This is a genomic window from Cupriavidus sp. 30B13 (assembly GCF_049059565.2).
Taxonomy (GTDB): domain Bacteria; phylum Pseudomonadota; class Gammaproteobacteria; order Burkholderiales; family Burkholderiaceae; genus Cupriavidus.
Genome location: NZ_CP188223.1, coordinates 2,215,064 through 2,238,184 on the forward strand (window position 1 = coordinate 2,215,064; position 23,121 = coordinate 2,238,184).

20 protein-coding genes are annotated in these 23,121 nt (G+C 67.9%); 11 read left to right on the top strand and 9 right to left on the bottom strand.

Annotated elements, in window-relative coordinates; translation table 11 throughout:
• Nucleotides 1-223 precede the first annotated feature (223 nt).
• Nucleotides 224-826: a hypothetical protein gene (locus ACKI2N_RS10120; protein WP_420994302.1), complete on the top strand. Its 603-nt coding sequence runs from the start codon at nucleotides 224-226 to the stop codon at nucleotides 824-826.
• A gap of 104 nt (nucleotides 827-930) precedes the next feature.
• Here the strand turns inward: ACKI2N_RS10120 and ACKI2N_RS10125 are convergent, their stop codons facing one another.
• From ACKI2N_RS10125 to ACKI2N_RS10155, 7 genes are all read right to left on the bottom strand, one after another.
• The gene (locus ACKI2N_RS10125) at nucleotides 931-1,119 is read right to left on the bottom strand and encodes a T6SS amidase immunity protein Tai4 family protein (RefSeq protein WP_420994324.1); all 189 of its coding nucleotides are present in this window, start codon (nucleotides 1,117-1,119) and stop codon (nucleotides 931-933) included.
• 113 nt (nucleotides 1,120-1,232) lie between these two features.
• Nucleotides 1,233-1,946 (bottom strand): ABC transporter ATP-binding protein, encoded by a 714-nt coding sequence (locus ACKI2N_RS10130; RefSeq protein WP_420994303.1) that lies wholly within the window; start codon nucleotides 1,944-1,946, stop codon nucleotides 1,233-1,235.
• Complete coding sequence (locus ACKI2N_RS10135; RefSeq protein WP_420994304.1) at nucleotides 1,946-2,719, bottom strand: ABC transporter ATP-binding protein; 774 nt, start codon at nucleotides 2,717-2,719, stop codon at nucleotides 1,946-1,948. Before ACKI2N_RS10135 ends, ACKI2N_RS10130 begins: the two co-directional genes overlap by 1 nt.
• Nucleotides 2,716-4,029: a branched-chain amino acid ABC transporter permease gene (locus ACKI2N_RS10140; RefSeq protein WP_420994305.1), complete on the bottom strand. Its 1,314-nt coding sequence runs from the start codon at nucleotides 4,027-4,029 to the stop codon at nucleotides 2,716-2,718. The genes ACKI2N_RS10135 and ACKI2N_RS10140 overlap by 4 nt, the downstream gene beginning before the upstream one ends.
• 4 nt (nucleotides 4,030-4,033) lie before the next feature.
• On the bottom strand, nucleotides 4,034-4,981 hold the full coding sequence (locus ACKI2N_RS10145) for a branched-chain amino acid ABC transporter permease (protein ID WP_420994306.1): 948 nt from the start codon (nucleotides 4,979-4,981) through the stop codon (nucleotides 4,034-4,036).
• 221 nt (nucleotides 4,982-5,202) lie between these two features.
• Nucleotides 5,203-6,447 carry a branched-chain amino acid ABC transporter substrate-binding protein gene (locus tag ACKI2N_RS10150; protein WP_420994307.1) on the bottom strand — a complete coding sequence of 415 codons (1,245 nt, stop codon included), beginning with the start codon at nucleotides 6,445-6,447 and terminating at the stop codon, nucleotides 5,203-5,205.
• Nucleotides 6,448-6,571: 124 nt separating this feature from the next.
• Nucleotides 6,572-8,197: a 3-(methylthio)propionyl-CoA ligase gene (locus ACKI2N_RS10155; RefSeq protein WP_420994308.1), complete on the bottom strand. Its 1,626-nt coding sequence runs from the start codon at nucleotides 8,195-8,197 to the stop codon at nucleotides 6,572-6,574.
• A gap of 433 nt (nucleotides 8,198-8,630) precedes the next feature.
• Between ACKI2N_RS10155 and ACKI2N_RS10160 the strand changes: the two genes are divergently transcribed.
• The 5 genes from ACKI2N_RS10160 to ACKI2N_RS10180 all read left to right on the top strand — a co-directional run bounded on the left by ACKI2N_RS10160 (nucleotide 8,631) and on the right by ACKI2N_RS10180 (nucleotide 12,591).
• Nucleotides 8,631-10,163, top strand: coding sequence for a protein adenylyltransferase SelO (locus tag ACKI2N_RS10160; RefSeq protein ID WP_420994325.1), 1,533 nt, complete (start codon nucleotides 8,631-8,633; stop codon nucleotides 10,161-10,163).
• A gap of 188 nt (nucleotides 10,164-10,351) precedes the next feature.
• A complete protein-coding gene (gene msrB / locus ACKI2N_RS10165) occupies nucleotides 10,352-10,804 on the top strand; it encodes a peptide-methionine (R)-S-oxide reductase MsrB (protein ID WP_420994309.1) in 453 nt (150 codons plus the stop codon).
• Between the two features lie 69 nt (nucleotides 10,805-10,873).
• On the top strand, nucleotides 10,874-11,413 hold the full coding sequence (locus ACKI2N_RS10170) for a septation protein A (RefSeq protein WP_420994310.1): 540 nt from the start codon (nucleotides 10,874-10,876) through the stop codon (nucleotides 11,411-11,413).
• A 64-nt stretch (nucleotides 11,414-11,477) separates the two neighbouring features.
• On the top strand, nucleotides 11,478-11,792 hold the full coding sequence (locus ACKI2N_RS10175; protein ID WP_420994311.1) for a BolA family protein: 315 nt from the start codon (nucleotides 11,478-11,480) through the stop codon (nucleotides 11,790-11,792).
• Between the two features lie 4 nt (nucleotides 11,793-11,796).
• Nucleotides 11,797-12,591 carry a peptidylprolyl isomerase gene (locus tag ACKI2N_RS10180; RefSeq protein WP_420994312.1) on the top strand — a complete coding sequence of 265 codons (795 nt, stop codon included), beginning with the start codon at nucleotides 11,797-11,799 and terminating at the stop codon, nucleotides 12,589-12,591.
• Nucleotides 12,592-12,727: 136 nt separating this feature from the next.
• On the opposite strand, the gene ACKI2N_RS10185 is transcribed toward ACKI2N_RS10180, so the two are convergent.
• Complete coding sequence (locus tag ACKI2N_RS10185) at nucleotides 12,728-13,933, bottom strand: HD-GYP domain-containing protein (RefSeq protein ID WP_420994313.1); 1,206 nt, start codon at nucleotides 13,931-13,933, stop codon at nucleotides 12,728-12,730.
• Between the two features lie 196 nt (nucleotides 13,934-14,129).
• On the opposite strand from ACKI2N_RS10185, the gene ACKI2N_RS10190 reads away from it, so the two are divergent.
• Nucleotides 14,130-14,423 carry a putative quinol monooxygenase gene (locus ACKI2N_RS10190; protein ID WP_420994314.1) on the top strand — a complete coding sequence of 98 codons (294 nt, stop codon included), beginning with the start codon at nucleotides 14,130-14,132 and terminating at the stop codon, nucleotides 14,421-14,423.
• 114 nt (nucleotides 14,424-14,537) lie between these two features.
• On the opposite strand, the gene prpR is transcribed toward ACKI2N_RS10190, so the two are convergent.
• Entirely contained in the window at nucleotides 14,538-16,550 is a 2,013-nt protein-coding gene (prpR, locus tag ACKI2N_RS10195; protein ID WP_420994315.1) for a propionate catabolism operon regulatory protein PrpR, read from the bottom strand.
• A 297-nt stretch (nucleotides 16,551-16,847) separates the two neighbouring features.
• On the opposite strand from prpR, the gene prpB reads away from it, so the two are divergent.
• The 4 genes from prpB (at nucleotide 16,848) to prpF (ending at nucleotide 23,016) form a co-directional block, all read left to right on the top strand.
• Complete coding sequence (prpB, locus tag ACKI2N_RS10200; RefSeq protein WP_420994316.1) at nucleotides 16,848-17,756, top strand: methylisocitrate lyase; 909 nt, start codon at nucleotides 16,848-16,850, stop codon at nucleotides 17,754-17,756.
• 112 nt (nucleotides 17,757-17,868) lie between these two features.
• Nucleotides 17,869-19,026, top strand: a complete 1,158-nt coding sequence (gene prpC, locus ACKI2N_RS10205; protein WP_426989557.1) for a bifunctional 2-methylcitrate synthase/citrate synthase — start codon at nucleotides 17,869-17,871, stop codon at nucleotides 19,024-19,026.
• A gap of 118 nt (nucleotides 19,027-19,144) precedes the next feature.
• On the top strand, nucleotides 19,145-21,742 hold the full coding sequence (acnD, locus tag ACKI2N_RS10210) for a Fe/S-dependent 2-methylisocitrate dehydratase AcnD (protein WP_420997969.1): 2,598 nt from the start codon (nucleotides 19,145-19,147) through the stop codon (nucleotides 21,740-21,742).
• An 83-nt stretch (nucleotides 21,743-21,825) separates the two neighbouring features.
• Nucleotides 21,826-23,016: a 2-methylaconitate cis-trans isomerase PrpF gene (gene prpF / locus ACKI2N_RS10215; RefSeq protein WP_420997970.1), complete on the top strand. Its 1,191-nt coding sequence runs from the start codon at nucleotides 21,826-21,828 to the stop codon at nucleotides 23,014-23,016.
• The last annotated feature ends 105 nt before the right edge of the window (nucleotides 23,017-23,121 follow it).

Consider the following 23,121-nt stretch of genomic DNA (forward strand, 5'->3'; position numbering starts at 1 on the left):
CTCCCGCCGGATGCATTCGCTCAAATACGAAATTCATGATCGCCATCCAGTTCTTGTAATGGCGTTCTGGAATTAACGATCCGGGGGAAATAAGAGTTCTCTTACGACGCCAGTGGGGTGATGACCCCTGTCAGCCTTGCCGATATTTCACATGCGGGACACGTACTTGTCTCCGTATTCGAGGCTATCTTGATTCTCCGCATCGTCCATCCCCGGCCACCCGATGCATCACGCGGACAAACAAGCTTCATCCAACGTTGCCAATCACCATGAAGATAGACTTCAGCTGAACGCCCTGCAATCGATCACACCCAAGGTCGCCGCACCGGACGTGGCTCCGCAGGCCACGCCGGCAACCACCACTGCCAGGATCTCGAATGCCGGACGCACCGGCGCGGCACTGGATTCCCGCGCGCAGGCAAAGGACATCGACAATCCCGAGCTACGCACAAACCTGCCGCTGCGGGAACTGATGAGCCGATACGATTTCAACCGCATCACGCCACGACAAATGGCGTATCTCGCGACGGAACTCTACTCCCGGGGCGAGATTTCGGAAGACGCGACCAGCAGCTTTATCGGCATCGACATCAGCACGGTGGAAGGCATGGACCTCGACGAGCCGATCGATATGGTGGCGTTCGCCAAGTCCAGGCTCGATTGCACCGAGAAGGACGTACGCACGGGCAGCAAGCCCTATCTGGCATGGACGCTCTACTTCTATCGCGAATCCAGCCAGACGCTGGCGGACATGGTGTCCTTCGCCGACAGCGCCCGGGAGCATATCGCGAGCGGGAAGACAGGCGGGTTCCGGGCAACTGCCTAGTCAGCCCCTTCACGGCGGCATATCGCGGGCACCCGGTTCGGAAAGTCGTACGGCACGTCCCTACGCCGAGACTTTATTACGCTCGACTGCCGCGAGCCAGCCGTTCACGCCCCTGACGGCGCGGCACTGCCCTCCCTGTCCACGCGCCCGGCATCGATGACCAGTTGGCTGATCTGAGCATCCAGTTCGGGGCCGTGATACAGATCCAGGCATTTCAGGAAATCGAACCTGATGCCTTTGACTTCCGATTCAACGAGTGGATTCGAGTAGTCTCGCGACAGATACCCATCCACCAGAGAGCGGATCGCGTCGGGACCCAAAATGCAAATCCCCCGAACAAGTCAGGGGACCGATGGCACGACATGCGCGCAGCCGCGCATAGGCCGCGGCCGGGATCCACGCCGCCCTACACCTCCAGCCACTCCTTCCGAATCGCCGCATTCGCCTTCAGGTCCTGCGGCGTGCCTTCGAACACGATGTGCCCGTGCCCCATCACGTAGACGCGCTGCGAGATGTCCAGCGCGATGGCGAGTTTCTGCTCGATCAGCAGCACCGACACGCCACGCTCCTTGAGCCGCTTCAGGTAGTCGCCCACCAGCGTGACGATCATCGGCGCCAGCCCTTCGGTGGGCTCGTCGATCAGCACGAGGTCGGGGTCGCCCATCAGCGTGCGGCACAGCGTGAGCATCTGCTGCTCGCCGCCCGAGAGCACGCCGGCGGCGGTGTGCTCGCGTTCCTTGAGGCGGGGGAACATGTCGTACATGTCCTGCACGGTCCAGCGGGGCCTGGGCTGGCGCGGGTTGCGCTTTTCGCCGAGCAGCAGGTTCTGGCGCACCGTGAGCGTGGGAAAGATGTCGCGGTTCTCGGGCACGTAGCCTACGCCGAGGTGGGCGATCTCGAAGGTGCGGCGGCCGAGGATTTCCTCGTCGCGGAAACGCACCGAGCCTTCGGCCTTGACCATGCCGAGGATGGCCTTGGCCATGGTGGAGCGCCCCACGCCGTTGCGGCCCAGCAGCGCGACGATCTCGCCTTCGCCGATATGGGCGTCCACGCCGTGGAGGATGTGGCTCTTGCCGTAGTAGGCGTGCAGGCCTTGCACGTCCAGCATGCGCTTGCCCATCAGTGCGCTCCTTCGGTGGCGGGTTCGTCGAGGGTGGTGCCGAGGTAGGCTTCCTTGACCTTGCGGTTGGCGCGGATGGCTTCGGGCGTGTCGGTGGCGATCACCTCGCCGTAGACCAGCACGGAGATGCGGTCGGCCAGGCCGAACACCACGCTCATGTCGTGCTCGACCATCACCAGGGTCTTGCCCACGGTGACGCGGCGGATCAGCTCGACGGCGTGGTCGGACTCGGAGCGGCTCATGCCGGCGGTGGGCTCGTCGAGCAGGATGACTTCGGCGCCGCCGGCGATGGTGATGCCGATCTCCAGCGCGCGCTGCTCGGCGTAGGTGAGCAGGCTGGCCTGCGTATGGCGGCGGTGGTGCAGGCCGATCAGCTCCAGCACTTCCTCGGCGCGCTCGCGCGCGTCGCGCAGCTCGGACAGGCGGTGCCAGAACGAGTACTTGTAGCCGAGCGACCAGAGCACGGCGCAACGCAGGTTCTCGAACACCGACAGCCGGTGGAAGATGTTGGTGATCTGGAAGCTGCGCGACAGCCCCATGCGGTTGATGACGAACGGCTGCAGCCCGCCGATGTCCTGCCCGTTGAGCTTGACCGTGCCGGAGCTGGGCGCGAAGCGGCCGGAGATCAGGTTGAAGGTGGTCGACTTGCCGGCGCCGTTGGGGCCGATCAGCGCGTGGCGCTCGCCCTTGGGGATGGTCAGGTTGACGCCCCGGATGATCTCGGTCTGGCCGAATTTCTTGCGCACGTCGTTCAGTTCCAGTGCCGCGCTCATACCGCACCTCCGGCCATTTCGGCTTGTACCTTGTCCCAGGTCGCGCGCACGCGCGCACGCGCGGCGCGGCAGGCCAGCAGGCCGCCCGCCCACAATGCCGCGGCCGCCAGCCACGGCGCCACGGCGGCGGCGTCGAAGCCGATGCCGAACAGCGACATGGCGGTGCCGTTGGCGCTGTCCACCTGCACCTTGTAGACCAGCTCCACGGTGAGGATCACCGCGGCCAGCAGCACCAGCCCGGCGGCCGCGGCGCGGCCGTAGTCGGGCAGCATGGCGCGCAGCTTGCCGCGCGCCAGCAGCGGCACCTGCATCATCAGCAGGCTGGCGATGCCGCCCGGCACGAACATGACCATCAGCACGAAGAACAGGCCCAGGTAGAGCAGCCACGCCTTGGTCAGGTCCGACAGCGCCACCGCGAACAGGATGAACACCACGGCGCCGATCACCGGGCCGAAGAACACCCCGGCGCCACCGATGAAGGCCGCCAGCAGCACGCCGCCGGAGCGCACCGCGCTGACGTTCTCGGCCGAGACGATCTCGAAGTTGATGGCCGACAGCGCGCCCGAGATGCCAGCGAAGAACGCCGACAGGATCAGCACCAGGTAGCGCACGCGCTGCGTGTTGTAGCCGATGAATTCCACGCGCTCCGGGTTATCGCGCACGGCGTTGGCGATGCGGCCCAGCGGCGTCTGCGTCCACGCGTACATGGCCGCCATCGACAGCAGGCACCACACGGCGATCAGGTAATACACCTGGCGCCCCGGGCCGAAGGTGATGCCGAGCACCGGCTCGCCCACCACGCGGTTGGTGGAGATGCCGCCCTCGCCGCCGAAGAAGTCGGGGAACATCAGCGAGCTGGCGAACACCATCTCGCCGATGCCCATGGTGATCATGGCGAAGGTGGTGCCGGACTTCCTGGTGGTGACGTAGCCGAACAGCACGCCGAAAAAGGCCCCGGCCAGCCCGCCCACCACCGGCAGCAGCGACACCGGCAGCCAGACCTTGCCCGCGCCCGCCATGTTGAGCACGTGAATGGCGATGAAGGCGCCCAGCCCGGCGTAGACCGCGTGCCCGAACGACAGCATGCCGGTCTGGCCGAGCAGCATGTTGTAGGACAGCGCGAAAATGATCATGATGCCCATCTGCGACATCAGCGTGATGGCGAAGCCGCCCGTGAACACCAGCGGCAGCACCAGCATCAGCAGCGCGGCGCTGCCCCAGATCAGCCAGCGCACCAGGTTGAGCGGCCGGTAGCGCATGGTGCGGCCGGTCACGGCCGCCTCGCGGCGTTGTTGCATTGTCGTCTCCATGCCGTCAGCCCTCCCGGGTACCCATCAGACCACGCGGGCGGAAGATCAGCATCACCACCAGCAACAGATACGGCAGCACCGGCGCGACCTGCGCCACCGTGAGATTCCACAGCGAGGACAGCGGCGTGCTGTCGGTGACGTGCATGCCGGCCATGCCCAGCAGCCCGGCCAGCGACGCGTCGAGCGTGACGGCGAAGGTCTGCAGCACACCGATCAGCAGCGAAGCGACGAAGGCGCCCACCAGCGACCCCATGCCGCCCACCACCGCCACCACGAACACGATCGAGCCCACCGCGGCCGCCATCGACGGCTCGGTGACGAAGGCATTGCCGCCGATCACGCCCGCCAGCCCGGCCAGCGCGGCGCCGCCGCCGAACACCATCATGAACACGCGCGGCACGTTGTGGCCAAGCGCCTCGACCATCTCGGGGTGCGTGAGCGCGGCCTGGATCACCAGCCCGATGCGGGTGCGCGTGAGCACCAGGTAGATCGCCACCAGCATGGCCAGCGACACCAGCATCATGAAGGCGCGGTATTTGGGGAAGGACGACGTGAACACCGTGAACAGCGGCCCGTCCAGCTCGGCCGGGATGCGGTACGGCACGGCGGCCAGGCCCCACACCAGCTTGACGCCTTCCTCGATCAGATAGGCCAGGCCGAAGGTAAACAGCAGCTCGGCCACGTGCCCGTACTTGTGCACGGTGCGCAGCCCGAAGCGCTCGACCAGCGCGCCGGCGCCGGCCACCAGCAGCGGCGCGAAGATCAGCGCCGGCCAGAAGCCGATCTTGGCGGCGATGGTGTAGGCGAAATACGCGCCCAGCATGTAGAAACTGGCATGCGCGAAATTCAGCACGCCCATCATGCTGAAGATCAGCGTAAGCCCGGAAGACAGCATGAACAGCAGCAGCCCGTAGCTGATGCCGTTCAGGAGGGAGATGACGAAGAATTCCACAACATGTCCTTCATTGTGACGCCGGCCAGCCAGGCAGCCTCCGGCCGCCTGCCGGCCGCGATATGGCACGACGGGCCGCGCCCGGGTGAGCGCCGCCCGCCCGGCGCGGCGGGCGCCGCGCCGGGCGGGCCGCAGCCGCGCCGGGCGGGCCGCAGTATGCAGGATCGGGCGGCGCGCCGGAACCATCCTGCCGTCCGCCGCACCATCCGCCGGGGGCGGACCTACGGGCGCTTCATCTGGCAGGACGTGGGCTGCGCGGCCACGTACTGGTCCATCAGCGCGTCGGTCTTCCAGCCGTAGCCGGTGTTCTCCTGGTCGTACTTGACCTCCTTGCCGTCGACCTTGGTCCAGGTGGCCACCACCAGCGGCTGCTGGACCTGGTGGTCGGAGCCGCGCATTTCGACGATGCCGTTCATGCTGTCGACCTTCATGCCTTCGAGCGCCTTGGCCACCTTGACCGGATCGGTCGACCTGGTGTCCTTGAAGGCCTTGCCGAGCATGGCGATGCCGGTGTACGCGGCCATCACGTAGAAGTCGTCGTTGTACTTCTTCTTGAAGCCTTCGATGACCTCGGAGCCCTTGAAGCCCTTGTTGTTGGCGTTGTAGTAGCCCACGTACTTGACGTGCTCGGCGCCGGACGAACCCATCGCCGTCGGCACGCCGGTGGTGGCGCCATAGTAGGTGTAGTAGTTCGCGTTCAGGCCGGCATCCTTGCCCGCCTTGATCAGCAGCGCCAGGTCGCTGCCCCAGTTGCCGGTGATCACGGTGTCGGCGCCGGAAGCCTTGATCTTGGCCGCGTACGGCGCGAAGTCCTTGACCTGGGCCAGCGGGTGCAGGTCGTCGCCCACGATCTGGATGTCCGGGCGCTTGCGCTTGAGGTAGTCCTTGGCCGCGCGCGCCACCTGGTGGCCGAACGAGTAGTTCTGGTTGATCAGGTAGACCTTCTTGACGTTGGGGTCCTTGGCCAGGAAGGTGGTCAGGGCCTCCATCTTCATGTCGGAGTTGGCGTCGAGCCGGAAATGCCAGTAGTTGCACTTGCTGTTGGTCATGTCCGGGTCCACCGCGGCGTAGTTCAGGTAGACGATTTCCTTGCCCGGATTGCGTTCGTTGTGCTTGGCGACCGCGTCCTCCAGCGCCAGGCCCACCGAGGAGCCGTTGCCCTGCACGATGTAGCGGATGCCCTGGTCCACCGCCTGCTTGAGGATGGTCAGGCTTTCCTGCGGCGACAGCTTGTTGTCGAAGCCGACCACCTCGAACTTGTTGCCGCCGCCCCAGTCCTTCTGGTTGGCGAGATCGGCGACGAACTGCCAGCTCTTGAGCTGGTTCTGGCCGACCGGCGCCATCAGCCCGGACAGCGGATCGATAAAGGCGATCTTCACCGTCTCGGCAGCCGCGACCCCGGAACCCATCGCCGCGAACAACGCCACGGTGGCCGTGGCGGCCACGAGCGGACGCAATCTGATCATGCTTGTCTCCTTCGGTTTTTTTGTTGGCTTTGGTTGATGCCGGCCCGCGCGCGGCGCCCTCTCCCGAAACCTCGGCGCGCCGCGGACCTGTCCTGCGGATGGCGGCTCTGTGGCCGCCTTGGGGTCAGGCAGACGGCAGCCGGTAATCCTTGAACTGCTCGCGCAGCCTGAGCTTCTGCATCTTGCCGGTGGCGGTGAGCGGAATTTCGGTAACAAAGGCGACGTCGTCGGGGATCCACCACTTGGCGACCTTGCCTTCGAAGAAGCCGAGCAGTTCCTCGCGCGTGACCTCGGCGCCGGGGCGCCTGACCACCACCAGCAGCGGGCGCTCGTCCCACTTGGGGTGATAGCAGGAGATGCAGGCCGCCATGTGGACCGCCGGGTGGGCGGAAGCCACGTTCTCGATATCGATGGAGGAGATCCATTCGCCGCCCGACTTGATCACGTCCTTGCTGCGGTCGGTGATCTGCATGTAGCCGTCGGCGTCGATGGTGGCCACGTCGCCGGTGGGGAACCAGCCGTCCACCAGCGGCGAAGCGTCGTTGCGGTAATAGCGTTCGATCACCCAGGGGCCGCGCACGTGCAGGTCGCCGAAGGCCTGGCCGTCCCACGGCAGTTCGTTGCCGTCGCCGTCCACGATCTTCATGTCCACGCCGTAGATCACGCGGCCCTGCTTCTCCTGGATCTTCTGCTGCTCTTCTTCCGGCAGGTCCCCGTGGCGCGCCAGCAGCTTGCACGAGGTGCCCAGCGGCGACATCTCGGTCATGCCCCAGGCGTGGATGGTCTCCACGCCCAGCGCCTTGAGCGCGCGGATCATGGCCGGCGGCGCCGCCGAGCCGCCGATCACGGTGCGGCGGAACGTGGAGAACTTGAGCTGGTTGCCCTGCACGTATTGCAGCAGGCCCAGCCAGACCGTGGGCACGCCGGCGGAAAAGGTCACCTTCTCCTGCTCGAACAGTTCGTACAGCGAGGCGCCGTCGAGCTTGGCGCCCGGGAACACCAGCTTGGCGCCGACCAGCGGCACCGAGTACGGCAGGCCCCAGGCGTTGACGTGGAACATGGGCACCACCGGCAGGATCACGTCCTGCGCGGAGCAGCCCAGCGCGTCCGGCAGCGCCGACGCATACGAATGCAGCACCGTGGAGCGGTGCGAATACAGCGCGCCCTTCGGGTTGCCGGTGGTGCCGGAGGTGTAGCAAAGGCTGGACGCGGTGTTCTCGTCGAACTGCGGCCAGGTGTAGTTGCCGTCCTGCGCGTCGACCAGGTCTTCGTAGCACAGCAGCGCGACCTTGGCGTCGGCCGGCATGTGCGCGCGGTCGCTCATCATCACCCAGCCCTTCACGCCCGGGCAATGCGGCGCCACGCCTTCGACCAGCGGCAGGAAGGTGGCGTCGAAGAACACGTACTGGTCCTCGGCGTGATTGATGATGTAGGCCACCTGTTCCGGGAACAGGCGCGGATTGACGGTGTGGCACACCGCGCCCGAGCCGGACACGGCATAGTAGATCTCCAGGTGGCGATAGCCGTTCCAGGCCAGCGTGCCGACCCGCTCGCCCTCGCGCACGCCCAGCGCGGCGATGGCCTGGGCCAGCTTGCGGGCGCGCAGCTCGCAGTCGCGGTAGGTATAGCGGTGCAGGTCGCCTTCGGTCCGCCGCGAGACGATTTCCGTGCCGCCGTAGTGGCGGGCGGCGTGCTTGATGATGGAGGAAATGAGCAAGGGTTCGCTCATCATTTGACCCATCAATGCCATGGAATAGTCTCCTGTAGTTTTTTGGAATCCGCAAAAAAACGAACAACCGTTCTATTTTTGGGCCGATTGTTCCCATCCTGTGATGAAACGTCAACGGGAATCCGTTGTGCACCGCCGTATCGTCCTGCTCCCTGCTCCCTGCTCCCTGCTCCCTGCTCCCCGCTCACGCGGCAAGCCGCTCCCATGCCCTGCACCGGTGCGTGCGTTGCGAGACTGGAGAAGGACTTGCGGAGACCGCGCGGCGGCAACGGCGGTCACAGATGGCAATGACAGCGTGGAAGTACAATAACGCCTGCCATGTTGCACCTCAACATGTCGTTTTCCCTAGCCTGCAAGCGCACTTGCGGGAAATCCGGCGAGCCGGCGCTGCGCCGCCCAGCCACTCAACACGACGCCCCCAGTGACCCCTTCCGAGCCAACCGACGTTCCCTCCCTGCCCGACCCGCTTCCCGGCGGCGACGGCACCGCTGCCGCGCCGTTCGCCACGGCGCCCGGCTTTGCCGAACTCGGCTCGCGCTTTTTCACGCGGCTGGCCCCCACGCCCTTGCCCTCGCCCTACCTGGTCAGCGTCTCGGCCCCCGCGGCGGCGCTGCTGGGCTGGGACGCGCATGCCGCCACGCAGGCCGGCTTCATCGAAACGTTTGCCGGCAACCAGGTGCCCGCCTGGGCCGATCCGCTCGCCAGCGTCTATTCGGGCCACCAGTTCGGCGTCTGGGCCGGCCAGCTCGGCGACGGGCGGGCGATCCGCCTGGCCGAGGCGCGCACCGCCGGCGGCCCGATGGAAATCCAGCTCAAGGGCGCCGGCATGACGCCCTACTCGCGCATGGCCGACGGCCGCGCCGTGCTGCGCTCGTCGATCCGCGAATACCTGTGCTCCGAGGCCATGGCCGCGCTGGGCATTCCCACCACGCGCGCCATGTGCATCGTCGGCTCCGACGCCCCGATCCGGCGCGAGACCGTCGAGACCGCCGCCGTGGTGGCGCGCCTGGCGCCGTCCTTCATCCGCTTCGGCCATTTCGAGCATTTTGCCGCGCGCGAGGACATCGGTGCGCTGCGCCAGCTCGCGGATTTCGTCATCGACCGCTTCATGCCGGCCTGCCGCGAGGATGCGCAGCCCTACCAGGCGCTGCTGCGCGAGGTGTCGCTGCGCACCGCCGAGCTGATGGCGCAATGGCAGGCGGTGGGCTTCTGCCACGGCGTGATGAATACCGACAATATGTCGATCCTCGGCCTGACCATCGACTACGGCCCGTTCGGCTTTCTCGACGCCTTCGACGCCAACCATATCTGCAACCACACCGACTCGCAGGGCCGCTACGCCTACAGCCAGCAGCCGCAGGTGGCGTTCTGGAACCTGCATTGCCTGGCCCAGGCGCTGATGCCGCTGTGGCGCGAAGGCGAAGGCGAGGCGGGCAAGGACGCGGCGGTGGAAGCCGCGCGCGCGGCGCTCGACCCGTTCCGCGCGCGCTACGCCGCCGCCTTCTTCCGGCGCTACCGCGACAAGCTCGGGCTGCGCCCGCCGGCCGGCCGCGACGAAGACGACGAGCCGCTGCTGACCAGCCTGTTCCAGCTGCTGCACGAACAGCGCGTGGACTACACCTTGTTCTGGCGCAACCTCGCCCGCATATCGTCGGCAGACGGCAGCCGCGACGCGCCGGTGCGCGACCTGTTCCCGGACCGCGCGGCCTGGGATGCCTGGGCCGGCACCTACCGCGCCCGGCTGCGCGCCGAGCAGTCCGACGACGCCGCGCGCGCCGCGGCCATGCTGGCGGTGAACCCGAAGTACGTGCTGCGCAACCACCTGGCGGAAACCGCCATCCGGCGCGCGCGCGAGAAGGACTTCGGCGAGGTGGACCGCCTGCTGGCCGTGCTGTCCCGTCCCTTCGACGAACAGCCCGGGGCCGAAGCCTATGCCGCGCTGCCGCCGGACTGGGCGGCCGGGCTGGAAGTGAGCTGCTCGTCGTAAGCCGCGAGCGATAAGCCATAAGCCATAAGCCTGCGCAAGCGATGAGCCGGCAGGCCGGCAGGTCCGGCTTACGCCCGACACGCAACTACTGTAAGGTTTGACAGTCTAGATACGACCAGAGGCCCGGGCGGCCAAGCGAGGCGACAGCGTCCTCCGCGCCGCCGAGCCAACCAGAAAGGAAGCCGGACATGACCACCAAAAAGACCGACGCCGAGTGGCGCGCGCAACTCTCCGACATCGAATACCGCGTCGCCCGCGAGGCCGCCACCGAGCGCCCCTTCACGGGCCGCTACTGGGACCACTGGGAACGCGGCACCTACCGCTGCGTCGGCTGCGGCACGCCGCTGTTCGAGGCCAGCACCAAGTTCGACGCCGGCTGCGGCTGGCCCAGCTACTTCCGCCCCATCAACGGCGAGGTGATCGACGAGCACACCGACCACTCGCACGGCATGGTGCGCGTGGAAGTCCGCTGCAAGGAATGCGGCAGCCACCTGGGCCACGTCTTCGAAGATGGCCCGGCGCCCACCGGCTTGCGCTACTGCATCAACTCGGCTGCGCTAAAATTCGACGAGCGCGACCCCGCCGATGCCGGTACCGATGCGGGTGATGCCGCGCCGACATCGCCCGACACGCCGCGCTAAGCCCGGACCGCCCGCGCGGCGGTCTGCCGCCAACCAGCCCCGACCTCCGCGTCGATCTATCCTGTCCGCATGAAATTCCTGTTCGACCTGTTCCCGGTCATCCTGTTCTTCGTCGCCTTCAAGCTGTGGGGCATCTTTCCCGCCACCGCCGTGGCCATCGCCGCCACCGTGGTGCAGATCGGCTGGGTCTGGCTGCGCCACCGCAAGGTCGAGCCGATGCAGTGGATCAGCCTGGCGATCATCTCGGTATTCGGCGGCGCCACGCTGCTGCTGCACAACGAGACCTTCATCAAGTGGAAGCCCACCGTGCTGTACTGGCTGTTCGCCGCCACCCTGACGCTGTCCGCGCTGATCTGGCGCAAGAACCTGATCCGCGCCATGCTCGGCAAGCAAGTGAGCATGCCGGACGGCGCCTGGGGCAAGCTCAATGCCGCCTGGGCCGCTTTCTTCGCCGTGATGGGCGTGGTCAACCTCTACGTGGCCTACCAGTTCTCCACCGACACCTGGGTCAATTTCAAGCTGTTCGGCAGCATGGGCCTGATGCTGGTGTTCATCCTGGCGCAAAGCATCTGGCTGTCGCGCCACATGCAGGAAACCCCCACCGAATGACGGCATGGCCCGGTGCCGGCCTGCGCGCCGGCACCGGGCCCGCTACCGCAACCCACGGATACCGATGGCCGCCGACCCAGCACATATCGAGGCGCTGCTGCGCGCAGCGCTCGCCCCCACCAGCGTCGCCGTGCGCGACGACAGCGCGCTGCATGCCGGCCACGCCGGCGCGGCCTCCGGCGGCGGTCACTACCATGTGACCATCGTCAGCAGCCGTTTTGCCGGCAGCACCCGCGTGGCGCGCCACCGCATGGTGTATGATGCGCTGCGCGAACTATTCCCCACGCAAATCCACGCGCTGGCCGTAACCGCGCTGACCGACCAAGAACTTGAATCCCGCGAATCCTCCCGCGATTCCTCGAGCAACTCTCAGACCTGATTCCATGAAGACCACCGTCCTCTCGTTCAGCCTGGCGGCTGTGCTTGCCGCTGGCAGCTTGCCCGCCCTGGCCCAGAACGCCGCCGTCGTGAATGGCAAGGCGATTCCCTCGGCGAAGCTGGACAAGCTCATCGCCGGCACCGGCCAGCCTTCCAGCCCCGAACTGCGCGACCGTGCCCGCACCATGCTGATCGACCGCGAGCTGCTGCTGCAGGAAGCCAACAAGCGCGGCCTGACCCAGCGCGACGACCTGCAGGAACAACTGGAACAGGCCAAGCTCAACGTGCTGGCCGGCGCGGTGTTCGAGGACTACGTCAAGACCCACGGCGCCAGCGACGAAGAACTGCGCAAGCAGTACGAAAAGATCAAGTCGCAGTTCGGCAGCGGCAAGGAATACCACGCCCGCCACATCCTGGTCGAGAAGGAAGCCGACGCGCGCGCCATCATCGCCAAGATCAAGGCCGGCGCCAAGTTCGAGGACATGGCCAAGGCCTCGTCCAAGGATCCGGGCTCGGCGGCCAACGGCGGCGACCTGGACTGGGCCAACAGCAGCAGCTACGTGCCCGAGTTCTCGGCCGCGATGACCGCGCTGCAGAAGGGCCAGATGACCGACACCCCGGTCAAGACCCAGTTCGGCTGGCACATCATCCAGCTCGACGACGTGCGCGACGCCAAGGTCCCCACGTTCGAGGAAGTCAAGCCGCAGCTCACGCAGATGCTGATGGGCGACCAGAACTGGCAGCGCGAGCAGTTCCAGGCCATGATGAAGTCGCTCAAGGACAAGGCGAAGATCCAGTAAGGATCGCGCTTCGGATGCAGCAGGGGAAACGGCGCCAAGGGCGCCGTTTTTCATGTTGCCGGCGGCGCAAGCCGACCGTGGCCTGCCCTCGCGCGCGCAGCGGCGCTGCCGGAGGCAACGGTGGCCCGGCGCGGCCTCAGGCCGCGCAGAGTTCCAGCAACTGCTCGTCGCGGAAACCCCATTGCGCGGGGTCCTCGAAGCTCACCACGGTGTCGTCGGTGTCGCGCAGGTCCATCTCTTCCGGGCCGATGTGCTCGGCCTCGCTCACCGAGTAGAACAGCTTGACGCGCGGATGCAGCGGGTCGTTGTCGTTCTGCGCGCAGACCACCGCCAGCCGGCCCGAGCGCATGCGCAGCACCGTGCCCAGCGGGTAGATGCCGATCGAGCGCGTGAAGGCCTGGAACACGGTGCGGTCGAACAGGGTGTCCACCCGCACCGCCATGTATTCCAGCGCGCGCGCCGGCGTCCACGCCTGGTGGCCGGGCCGGTTGGAGGTCAGCGAGTCGTAGGTGTCGCAGACCCCGGCGATCTTCGCGTGCACGCTGATCTCGTTGGCGCGCAGCCCGAACGGATAGCCGCGCCCGTCGATGCGCTCGTGATGGTGGATGCAGACGTCCAGCGGGATGTTGCGGTAGAGCCTGGCCTCGTTGAGGATGCGGTAGCCCACCGAGGGGTGGCGCTGCACGGCTTCCATCTCCGCGCTGGTCAGCGGGCCGTCCCGGTGCAGGACATGGGTGGGAATGGCGACCTTGCCGATGTCGTGCACCAGCCCCGCCAGGCCGAGCTGCTGCACCTCGCCGGTGTCGAGCCCGAGCGTGCGCCCGAGCGCGATCATCAGCGCGCAGACGGCGAAGGAATGCAGGTAGGTATAGTCGTCGCGCACCTTGAGGCGCGCCAGCGCGATCAGCGCCTGCGAATGGCGGGTCAGCGAGTTGGAGACCGAATCGACCAGCAGCAGCGCGCCCTCCACCTCCAGCGCGCGGCCCATGCGCGCATCGGTAAACATCGAGCCCACCACCGCCTTGCCGTTGCGCATCACGTCGCGCGCCAGCACGAGTTCCACTTCCAGCGGCACGCCGGACTGCGGCACCGCGCCCTGCGGCTCGTCGGCCACCGGATTGACGGTCAGCGACCCGGTCGCCGCGAGCGGCGGCGGAATGCCCTTGCCCTTGAGCAGGTCGATCCACACCTCCTCGACCTTGGAGGCGATCATCTGGTCGATCTGCTCCTGGCTGGTCACCGCAAAGCGCGAACGCCAGAACGGATGCTCCAGCCACGGCCCGCCCACCCTGGCGACGAACATGCCGACTTGAAGCTGTTGGGTCTTGATGCGTTTCAGCATGCCAGCTCTCCGGGTGCAGGGTAAATGGGGCGTGGCCGCTTAACGGCGGGAAGCGGGAAAACTTTAGGAGCGGCAAGACCAAAAGCCGCCCCCTGTCAACGAACACTCCGAATATCCGCCTCTTCGCCTCAGGCATTCGGCCCCGCCCCCGGGGCGCAAAGCTACAATACGCGGCCACTTGTCCGCCCGTCACACCATGTCCAGAACGTACACGCTCGTCGGTATCGCTCGCGCCAAGGCCCAGCGCCGCGAGGTCCTCGGCGCCAAGCTCGCCGCGCTGCGCACGCGCGGCGCCATGGAGCCGGGCTGCCTGCGCTACCACGTGGGCGAGGATGCCGAGGATGCCGAGGTGTTCGTGCTCTACATGGAGTGGAATTCCCGGCATGCGCTGGAATCGCACCTGAACAGCGAATATGTGCGCGACTTCCACGCCAGCCGCCAGGATTTCCTGGAGGGCGACATCCAGTTGCGCTGGCTGAACGCCGCCTGAGCCCTGCCGCGCCGGCGCGGCCCTCGGCCCCGGTCTCCGGCCCCGGTCTCCGGCCGCGTCTCCCGGCCGCGTCTCTGGCGCTATCTCCGAGGCCTTCTCCGGGGCCTTCTCCGCCTATTTCCCGTCTTCCCTCAGCCGCCGCCACAGCGTCGTGGCGCTGATCCCCAGCAGATGGCACGCCGCGGCGCGGTTGCCGCCGCACTGGGCCAGCACGTGCCGGATATGCTCGGCCTGGCTGGCGCGCGCCATGCCGGCCAGCGACTGGCTGCCCTGCGTTTCCGCGGCTCCGTCCGGAGCTTGGGCCCGGGCCGCCGGCCGGGCCGGCGCGGCCGCCTGCGCCACGCCGAACAGCTCCGGCGCGGCCGCCTTCAGTTCTTCCAGCAGGTCGCGCGGCGCCAGCGTGCGACCCACCACCAGCACCGCGATGCGCTCGGTCACGTTTTCCAGCTCGCGGATATTGCCCGGCCACGCGTAGCCCGAGAGCCGCTCGCGCACGGCCTGCGGCAACGGCTGCGCACGGGCCTGGCCGAGGCGCTCCTGGGCGCGCCGGTACAGCAGTTCGGCCAGCTCCGGGAGGTCCCCGGCGCGCTCGCGCAGCGGCGGCATCTCGATGCGCAGGATATTGAGGCGGTAGTAAAGATCCTGGCGGAAGCTGCCCTGCCGCACCAGTTCGCCCAGGTCGCGGTGGGTCGCGGCAATCACGCGCACGTTGACCGGCACCGCGTCGAGCCCGCCGATCGGCAGCACCTGTTTTTCCTGCAGCACGCGCAGCAGCCGCGTCTGCAGCGCCGGCGGCATGTCGCCCACCTCGTCCAGGAACAGCGTGCCGTTGTGGGCCGACTCGAACAGGCCGGCCTTGCCACCGCGGCGCGCGCCGGTGAAGGCGCCCTCTTCGTAGCCGAACAGTTCGCTTTCCAGCAGGGTCTCCGGGAACGCCGCGCAGTTGACGGCCACGAAGGGGAACATGCGGCGCGGGCTGGCGTCGTGCATGCCCTGCGCCAGCACCTCCTTGCCGGTACCGCTTTCGCCGCCCACCAGCACGGTGGAATCCACCGCGGCATAGCGCCGCGCCAGTTCGCGCAGGTTGTGCATGGCGGGCGAGGCGCCGGCGAGGTCGTCCAGGCTGTAGCGCACGCCGGCCGGGCGCGCGCGGCTGCGCGAGCGCAGGTTGCGGTCCACGCGGTGGATGGCGTTGGCATCCTGCAGCGTCAGCACGGCGCCGGTGGTGCCGCTTTCGGTGACGATGGGAATGCGGTTGACCACCACCATCTTGTCGCCGAGCTTGTGGATGGCCTCGAGCTCCTTGCTGCCGCTCTGCATGACGTGGTCCAGCGCCAGCGCGGGCGCCAGCGTCTGCAGCTTGCGGCCCAGCGCGGCCGCCGGCGCGATGCCGAGAAAGCGCCCCATGGCCGGGTTGTAGGTCTGGATGCGCCCCTCCGCGTCCACCGCCGCCACGCCCTCGTTGAGGTGCGCCAGGATGGTGTTGACGTAGTCGCGCCGGCCGGACTCGATGCGCCGCAGCCGGGCCGCCTCGATCACGTCTTCCAGCGCGCCGCGCACCGACACGCCCGAGTACAGGAACACCCCGATCAGGCCGATGCGGTCGGCCAGGTCGGTCACCAGCCCCGGCCCCACCACCACCTGCACGCCCTCCTGCTTGAGCGCCTTCACGCGCGCCGTGGCATCGTCCTCGGTGAGGTAGGTGTAGGCCGGGATCGACAGCGAGAAGGTGCGCACGAACTCATCGACCTCGGGATAGGTGGCGGCGTGGGTGACCAGCGCCACGCGCGGCGAAATGCGGCGCGCGGTCGACAGCGCGCTCATCACATCGAAGCCGGTCACCTTGACCAGCACCACCGGCACGTCCACGTGCTGGCGCAGGTAGGCGCCGTTGGAGCCGCCCGCGACCACGGCGTCGAGCCGGCCCTCGCGCGCTTCGCGCGCGATCGCGCTGGCGGCGGCGGCGAAGCCCTTGCCGACGATGCGGAAGTCCGCCTGCGCGGCGTAGCCGGGAATCAGGTCGGCGAACGCGCGCGACAGGCGGCTGATGCCGACGGCCCAGATGCGCGGGCGGGTGGTGCCGGCGGCGGCCGGCGGGTTGGCGGAAGCGGTCAGGACGGCACTCATGGGCGCGAAAATCCGGCGAGGATGCGGCTGGGGGACTAATCTTTGCATTGTGCTCGCCCGGCGATTGCATTTCAATATTGAAATGCAATCATTGCATTGCTGAAATCCATGCAGCATAACGCCCGCATCACAATCCCCGGGGAAAAAAGCCGCCTTGGCCCGCCAGCGCAGGCGGGCCAAGGGCTGGCCGGCGCGGGCCAGGGCCGCCGCAAGCGCGGCCGGGCGCGGCGATCCGGCTGGCACACCCTTTGCGCTATCCCGTTGCGCTACCGTCCGTCCACTTCACAAGCGAAGATCATGACCTTCTCGACTTCCGACCTCGCCCGCTCCGCCGGCGCCCGCTTCCGCCAGGCCCTGGCCGACGAACATCCCCTGCAGGTGGTCGGCACCATCAACGCCAACCATGCCCTGCTGGCCAAGCGTGCCGGCTACCGCGCGATCTACCTGTCGGGCGGCGGCGTGGCCGCCGGCTCGCTGGGCCTGCCCGACCTGGGCATCTCCAGCCTCGACGACGTCCTGACCGATATCCGCCGCATCACCGACGTGTGCGACGTGCCGCTGCTGGTCGACGTCGATACCGGCTTCGGCGCCTCGGCGTTCAACGTGGCGCGCACCACGCGCTCGCTGATCAAGTTCGGCGCCGGCGCGATGCATATCGAAGACCAGGTCGGCGCCAAGCGCTGCGGCCACCGCCCGGGCAAGGAAATCGTCTCGCAGGGCGAGATGGTGGACCGCATCAAGGCCGCCGTGGATGCCCGCACCGACGAGCACTTCGTCATCATGGCGCGCACCGACGCGCTCGCCGTGGAAGGCCTGGACAAGGCCATCGAGCGCGCCGTGGCGTGCGTGGAAGCCGGCGCCGACGCCATCTTCCCGGAAGCCATGACCGACCTCGACATGTACCGCAAGTTCGTCGACGCGGTAAAGGTGCCGGTGCTGGCCAACATCACCGAATTCGGCGCCACGCCGCTGTTTACCACCGACGAGCTGGGCAGCGCCGGCGTGTCGATGGTGCTGTACCCGCTGTCGGCCTTCCGCGCCATGAACAAGGCCGCCGAGAACGTCTACACGGCGATCCGCCGCGACGGCACGCAGAAGAACGTGGTCGACACCATGCAGACGCGCGCCGAGCTCTATGAGCGCATCGGCTACCACGCCTTCGAAGAGAAGCTGGACGCCCTGTTCGCGCAAGGCAAGGGCAAGTAAAAGCCAGTCGCGCCGGCCGCCGGGCAGCGCGCCGCTGCCGCGGCCGGCGCCGGCAACGCAACGTCAGATACCAAGTCAGTCAGCACACGGCATTCCCCAAGGAGACCCCAACATGTCCGAAGCGCAACCGCTCGCTACCCCGAAGCCGAAGAAATCCGTCGCCCTGTCGGGCGTGGCCGCCGGCAACACCGCGCTGTGCACGGTCGGCCGCACCGGCAACGACCTGCACTACCGCGGCTACGACATCCTCGACATCGCCGAGACCTGCGAATTCGAGGAAATCGCCCACCTGCTGGTGCACGGCAAGCTCCCCACCCGCGCCGAACTCGCCGCCTACAAGGCCAAGCTCAAGGCCTTGCGCGGCCTGCCCGCCAACGTCAAGGCCGCCCTCGAATGGGTGCCCGCCAGCGCCCATCCGATGGACGTCATGCGCACCGGCGTGTCCGTGCTCGGCACCGTGCTGCCCGAGAAGGAAGACCACAACACCCCGGGCGCGCGCGACATCGCCGACCGCCTCATGGCCAGCCTCGGCTCCATGCTGCTGTACTGGTACCACTACAGCCACAACGGCCGGCGCATCGAGGTCGAGACCGACGACGACTCCATCGGCGCGCACTTCCTGCACCTGCTGCACGGCCAGAAGCCGTCGGCGCTGTGGGAACGCGCCATGCAGACCTCGCTGAACCTGTACGCCGAGCACGAGTTCAACGCCTCGACCTTCACCGCGCGCGTGATCGCCGGCACCGGCTCGGACATGTATTCGTCGATCGCCGGGGCCATCGGCGCGCTGCGCGGCCCCAAGCACGGCGGCGCCAACGAGGTGGCCTTCGAGATCCAGAAGCGCTACGACAGCCCGGCCGAGGCCGAGGCCGACATCAAGCGCCGCGTGGAGAACAAGGAAGTGGTGATCGGCTTCGGCCACCCGGTGTACACCACCGGCGACCCGCGCAACCAGGTCATCAAGGAAGTGGCCAGGCGCCTGTCGAAGGACGCCGGCGCGATGAAGATGTTCGACATCGCCGAGCGGCTGGAGACGGTCATGTGGGACGCCAAGAAGATGTTCCCCAACCTGGACTGGTTCAGCGCGGTGAGCTACCACATGATGGGCGTGCCCACGGCCATGTTCACGCCGCTGTTCGTGATCGCGCGCACCTCGGGCTGGGCCGCGCACATCATCGAGCAGCGCATCGACAACAAGATCATCCGCCCCAGCGCCAACTACACCGGGCCGGAGAACCTGAAGTTCGTGCCGATCAAGGATCGCAAGTAACACCGGCCCGCCGGCCTGCTCCCGGGACCGCGCGCAGCGCGGCCCGCGGGCGCGGGGGCCGGCGGCCGCAAAGCACGGCCGCCGCCCCCGGACCATGACTTTCTCTATTCCCTACGAAATGAACACTGCAAACCGCAAGCCGCTGCCGGGCACCAAGCTGGATTTCTTCGACGCGCGCGCCGCGGTCGAGGCAATCCAGCCGGGTGCCTATGACAAATTGCCGTACACGTCGCGCGTGCTGGCCGAGAACCTGGTGCGGCGCTGCGACCCGGCCACGCTGGATGCATCGCTCGCGCAGCTCATCGAGCGCAGGCGCGACCTCGATTTCCCCTGGTTCCCGGCGCGCGTGGTTTGCCATGACATCCTCGGCCAGACCGCGCTGGTGGACCTGGCCGGCCTGCGCGATGCCATCACCGCCCAGGGCGGCGACCCGGCCAAGGTCAACCCGGTGGTGCCGGTGCAGCTGATCGTCGACCATTCCCTGGCGGTGGAGTGCGGCGGCTTCGACCCCGACGCGTTCGCCAAGAACCGCGCCATCGAAGACCGCCGCAACGAAGACCGCTTCGACTTCATCAACTGGACCAAGAAGGCGTTCAAGAACGTCGAGGTGATCCCGCCCGGCAACGGCATCATGCACCAGATCAACCTGGAGCGGATGTCGCCGGTGATCCATGCGGTGGACGGCGTGGCCTACCCCGACACGCTGGTCGGCACCGACAGCCACACGCCGCACGTCGACGCGCTGGGCGTGATCGCCATCGGCGTGGGCGGGCTCGAGGCCGAGAACGTGATGCTCGGCCGCGCCTCGTGGATGCGCCTGCCCGACATCGTCGGCGTGGAGCTCTCCGGCAAGCGCCAGCCCGGCATCACCGCCACCGACATCGTGCTGGCGCTGACCGAATTCCTGCGCAAGGAAAAAGTGGTCGGCGCCTACCTGGAGTTCCGCGGCGAGGGCGCGGCGAGCCTGACGCTCGGCGACCGCGCGACGATCTCCAACATGGCGCCGGAATACGGCGCCACCGCCGCGATGTTCTTCATCGACGAGCAGACCATCGAGTACCTGCGCCTGACCGGCCGCGACGACGCGCAGATCAAGCTCGTCGAAACCTACGCCAGGACCGCCGGCCTGTGGGCCGACACCCTGAAGCACGCCGAATACGAGCGCGTGCTCAAGTTCGACCTGTCCACCGTGGTGCGCAACATGGCCGGCCCGTCCAATCCGCACAAGCGGCTGCCGACCTCCGACCTGGCCGCGCGCGGCATCGCCGGCAAGTGGGAGGAAACGCCGGGCCAGATGCCCGACGGCGCCGTCATCATCGCCGCCATCACCAGTTGCACCAACACCAGCAACCCGCGCAACGTGATCGCCGCGGCCCTGCTGGCGCGCAACGCCAACGCGCGCGGGCTGACCCGCAAGCCGTGGGTGAAAAGCTCGCTGGCGCCCGGCTCCAAGGCCGTGCAGCTGTACCTGGAAGAAGCCGGCCTGCTGCCGGAGCTGGAGCGGCTCGGCTTCGGCATCGTCGCGTTCGCCTGCACCACCTGCAACGGCATGTCGGGCGCGCTCGACCCCGCCATCCAGAAGGAGATCATCGAGCGCGACCTGTACGCCACCGCCGTGCTCTCGGGCAACCGCAACTTCGACGGCCGCATCCACCCGTACGCCAAGCAGGCCTTCCTGGCCTCGCCGCCGCTGGTGGTGGCCTACGCCATCGCCGGCACCATCCGCTTCGACATCGAGCAGGACGTGCTGGGCACCGACGCCGACGGCAAGCCGGTGCGGCTCAAGGACATCTGGCCGAGCGACGAGGAAATCGATGCGATCGTGGCCAGGAGCGTGAAGCCCGAACACTTCCGCAAGGTCTACGAGCCGATGTTCAACTTCGCGGTCGACAGCGGCGAGCAGATCAGCCCGCTGTACGACTGGCGCCCGCAGAGCACCTACATCCGCCGCCCGCCCTACTGGGAAGGCGCGCTGGCCGGCGAGCGCACGCTCCAGGGCCTGCGTCCGCTGGCGGTGCTGGGCGACAACATCACGACCGACCACCTGTCGCCGTCCAACGCCATCATGCTCGACAGCGCCGCCGGCGAATACCTGGCCAGGATGGGCCTGCCCGAGGAAGACTTCAACTCCTACGCCACCCACCGCGGCGACCACCTCACCGCGCAGCGCGCGACCTTCGCCAACCCCACGCTGGTCAACGAGATGGCCGTGGTGGACGGCAAGGTCACGAAGGGGTCGCTGGCGCGCATCGAGCCCGAAGGCAAGGTGGTGCGCATGTGGGAAGCCATCGAGACCTACATGGACCGCAAGCAGCCGCTGATCATCGTGGCGGGCGCGGACTACGGCCAGGGTTCCTCGCGCGACTGGGCCGCCAAGGGCGTGCGCCTCGCCGGCGTGGAAGCGATCGTGGCCGAGGGCTTCGAGCGCATCCACCGCACCAACCTGATCGGCATGGGCGTGCTGCCGCTGGAGTTCAAGCCCGGCACCAACCGCCTGACGCTGGGCATCGACGGCACCGAGACCTTCGACGTGATCGGCGCGCGCAAGCCGCGCGCCGACCTCACGCTCGTGATCCGCCGCAAGAACGGCGAGCGCGTCGAAGTGCCCGTGACCTGCCGCCTCGACACCGCGGAAGAAGTGTCCATCTACGACGCCGGCGGCGTGCTGCAGCGCTTCGCGCAGGACTTCCTCGAATCGTCGAAGGCCGCCGCCTGAGGCAGCGGCCAGGACAGCGGCAATAGCGCAGCGCGCCGGGTGGCATGGCAACGTGCCGCCCGGCCTCACCAGGACGAAATTTCATGGCTCACGTACCCCAGATCAAGATTCCCGCCACCTACATGCGCGGCGGCACCAGCAAAGGCGTGTTCTTCCGCCTGCAGGACCTGCCCGCGGCCGCGCAGGTACCCGGCGAGGCGCGCGACAAGCTGCTGATGCGCGTGATCGGCAGCCCCGACCCCTACGGCAAGCAGATCGACGGCATGGGCGCGGCGACGTCCAGCACCAGCAAGACCGTCATCATCTCGAAAAGCAGCCGGCCCGGCCACGACGTCGACTACCTGTTCGGCCAGGTCTCCATCGACCAGCCCTTCATCGACTGGAGCGGCAACTGCGGCAACCTGTCCGCCGCCGTCGGGCCGTTCGCCATCGGCGCCGGGCTGGTCGACCCCGGCCGCGTCCCGCGCAACGGCGTGGCCACCGTGCGCATCTGGCAGGCCAACATCGGCAAGACCATCGTCGGCCACGTGCCCATCACCGATGGCGCCGTGCAGGAAACCGGCGACTTCGAGCTCGACGGCGTGACCTTTCCCGCGGCCGAAGTCCAGCTCGAGTTCATGGATCCGGCCGCCGAGGAAGACGGCGCGGGCGGCGCCATGTTCCCCACCGGCAACCTCGTCGACGACCTCGAGGTGCCGGGCGTCGGCACCTTCAAGGCCACCATGATCAACGCCGGCATCCCGACCATCTTCGTGAACGCGGAAGACATCGGCTACACCGGCACCGAACTGCAGGACGACATCAACGGCGACCCCGCCGCGCTGGCGAAATTCGAGACCATTCGCGCCTATGGCGCGGTGCGCATGGGCCTGATCAAGCATATCGACGAGGCCGCCAAGCGGCAGCACACGCCCAAGGTGGCCTTTGTCGCCAGGCCGGCCAGCTATGTCTCCTCCAGCGGCAAGCAGGTCGGCGCCGGCGATGTCGACCTGCTGGTGCGCGCGCTGTCGATGGGCAAGCTGCACCACGCCATGATGGGCACGGCCGCCGTGGCCATCGGCACCGCCGCGGCGATTCCGGGCACGCTGGTGAACCTCGCCGCCGGCGGCGGCGAGCGCAACGCGGTGCGCTTCGGCCATCCCTCGGGCACGCTGCGCGTAGGCGCGCAAGCCAGCCTCGTCGACGGCGAATGGGCCGTGACCAAGGCCATCATGAGCCGCAGCGCGCGCGTGCTGATGGAAGGCTGGATCCGCGTGCCCGGCGACGCGTTCTGAGAACATCGGCCGCGCCCGGGCCGGGGTCCGGTTGCGGCGAGGTCGATGCGGCCCGGCTTATGCCGGGCCGTTGCGTTTCCGGCGCCGCGACTGCCCGCGGCCCAT

Coding starts and splice junctions, on each gene's coding strand:
- ACKI2N_RS10120 (WP_420994302.1), top strand. CDS start 224: ATGCATCACGCGGACAAACAAGCTTCATCCAACGTTGCCAATCACCAT.
- ACKI2N_RS10130 (WP_420994303.1), bottom strand. CDS start 1,946: ATGGGCAAGCGCATGCTGGACGTGCAAGGCCTGCACGCCTACTACGGC.
- ACKI2N_RS10135 (WP_420994304.1), bottom strand. CDS start 2,719: ATGAGCGCGGCACTGGAACTGAACGACGTGCGCAAGAAATTCGGCCAG.
- ACKI2N_RS10140 (WP_420994305.1), bottom strand. CDS start 4,029: ATGGAGACGACAATGCAACAACGCCGCGAGGCGGCCGTGACCGGCCGC.
- ACKI2N_RS10150 (WP_420994307.1), bottom strand. CDS start 6,447: ATGATCAGATTGCGTCCGCTCGTGGCCGCCACGGCCACCGTGGCGTTG.
- ACKI2N_RS10155 (WP_420994308.1), bottom strand. CDS start 8,197: ATGGCATTGATGGGTCAAATGATGAGCGAACCCTTGCTCATTTCCTCC.
- msrB (WP_420994309.1), top strand. CDS start 10,352: ATGACCACCAAAAAGACCGACGCCGAGTGGCGCGCGCAACTCTCCGAC.
- ACKI2N_RS10170 (WP_420994310.1), top strand. CDS start 10,874: ATGAAATTCCTGTTCGACCTGTTCCCGGTCATCCTGTTCTTCGTCGCC.
- ACKI2N_RS10175 (WP_420994311.1), top strand. CDS start 11,478: ATGGCCGCCGACCCAGCACATATCGAGGCGCTGCTGCGCGCAGCGCTC.
- ACKI2N_RS10180 (WP_420994312.1), top strand. CDS start 11,797: ATGAAGACCACCGTCCTCTCGTTCAGCCTGGCGGCTGTGCTTGCCGCT.
- ACKI2N_RS10185 (WP_420994313.1), bottom strand. CDS start 13,933: ATGCTGAAACGCATCAAGACCCAACAGCTTCAAGTCGGCATGTTCGTC.
- ACKI2N_RS10190 (WP_420994314.1), top strand. CDS start 14,130: ATGTCCAGAACGTACACGCTCGTCGGTATCGCTCGCGCCAAGGCCCAG.
- prpR (WP_420994315.1), bottom strand. CDS start 16,550: ATGAGTGCCGTCCTGACCGCTTCCGCCAACCCGCCGGCCGCCGCCGGC.
- prpB (WP_420994316.1), top strand. CDS start 16,848: ATGACCTTCTCGACTTCCGACCTCGCCCGCTCCGCCGGCGCCCGCTTC.
- prpC (WP_426989557.1), top strand. CDS start 17,869: ATGTCCGAAGCGCAACCGCTCGCTACCCCGAAGCCGAAGAAATCCGTC.
- acnD (WP_420997969.1), top strand. CDS start 19,145: ATGAACACTGCAAACCGCAAGCCGCTGCCGGGCACCAAGCTGGATTTC.
- prpF (WP_420997970.1), top strand. CDS start 21,826: ATGGCTCACGTACCCCAGATCAAGATTCCCGCCACCTACATGCGCGGC.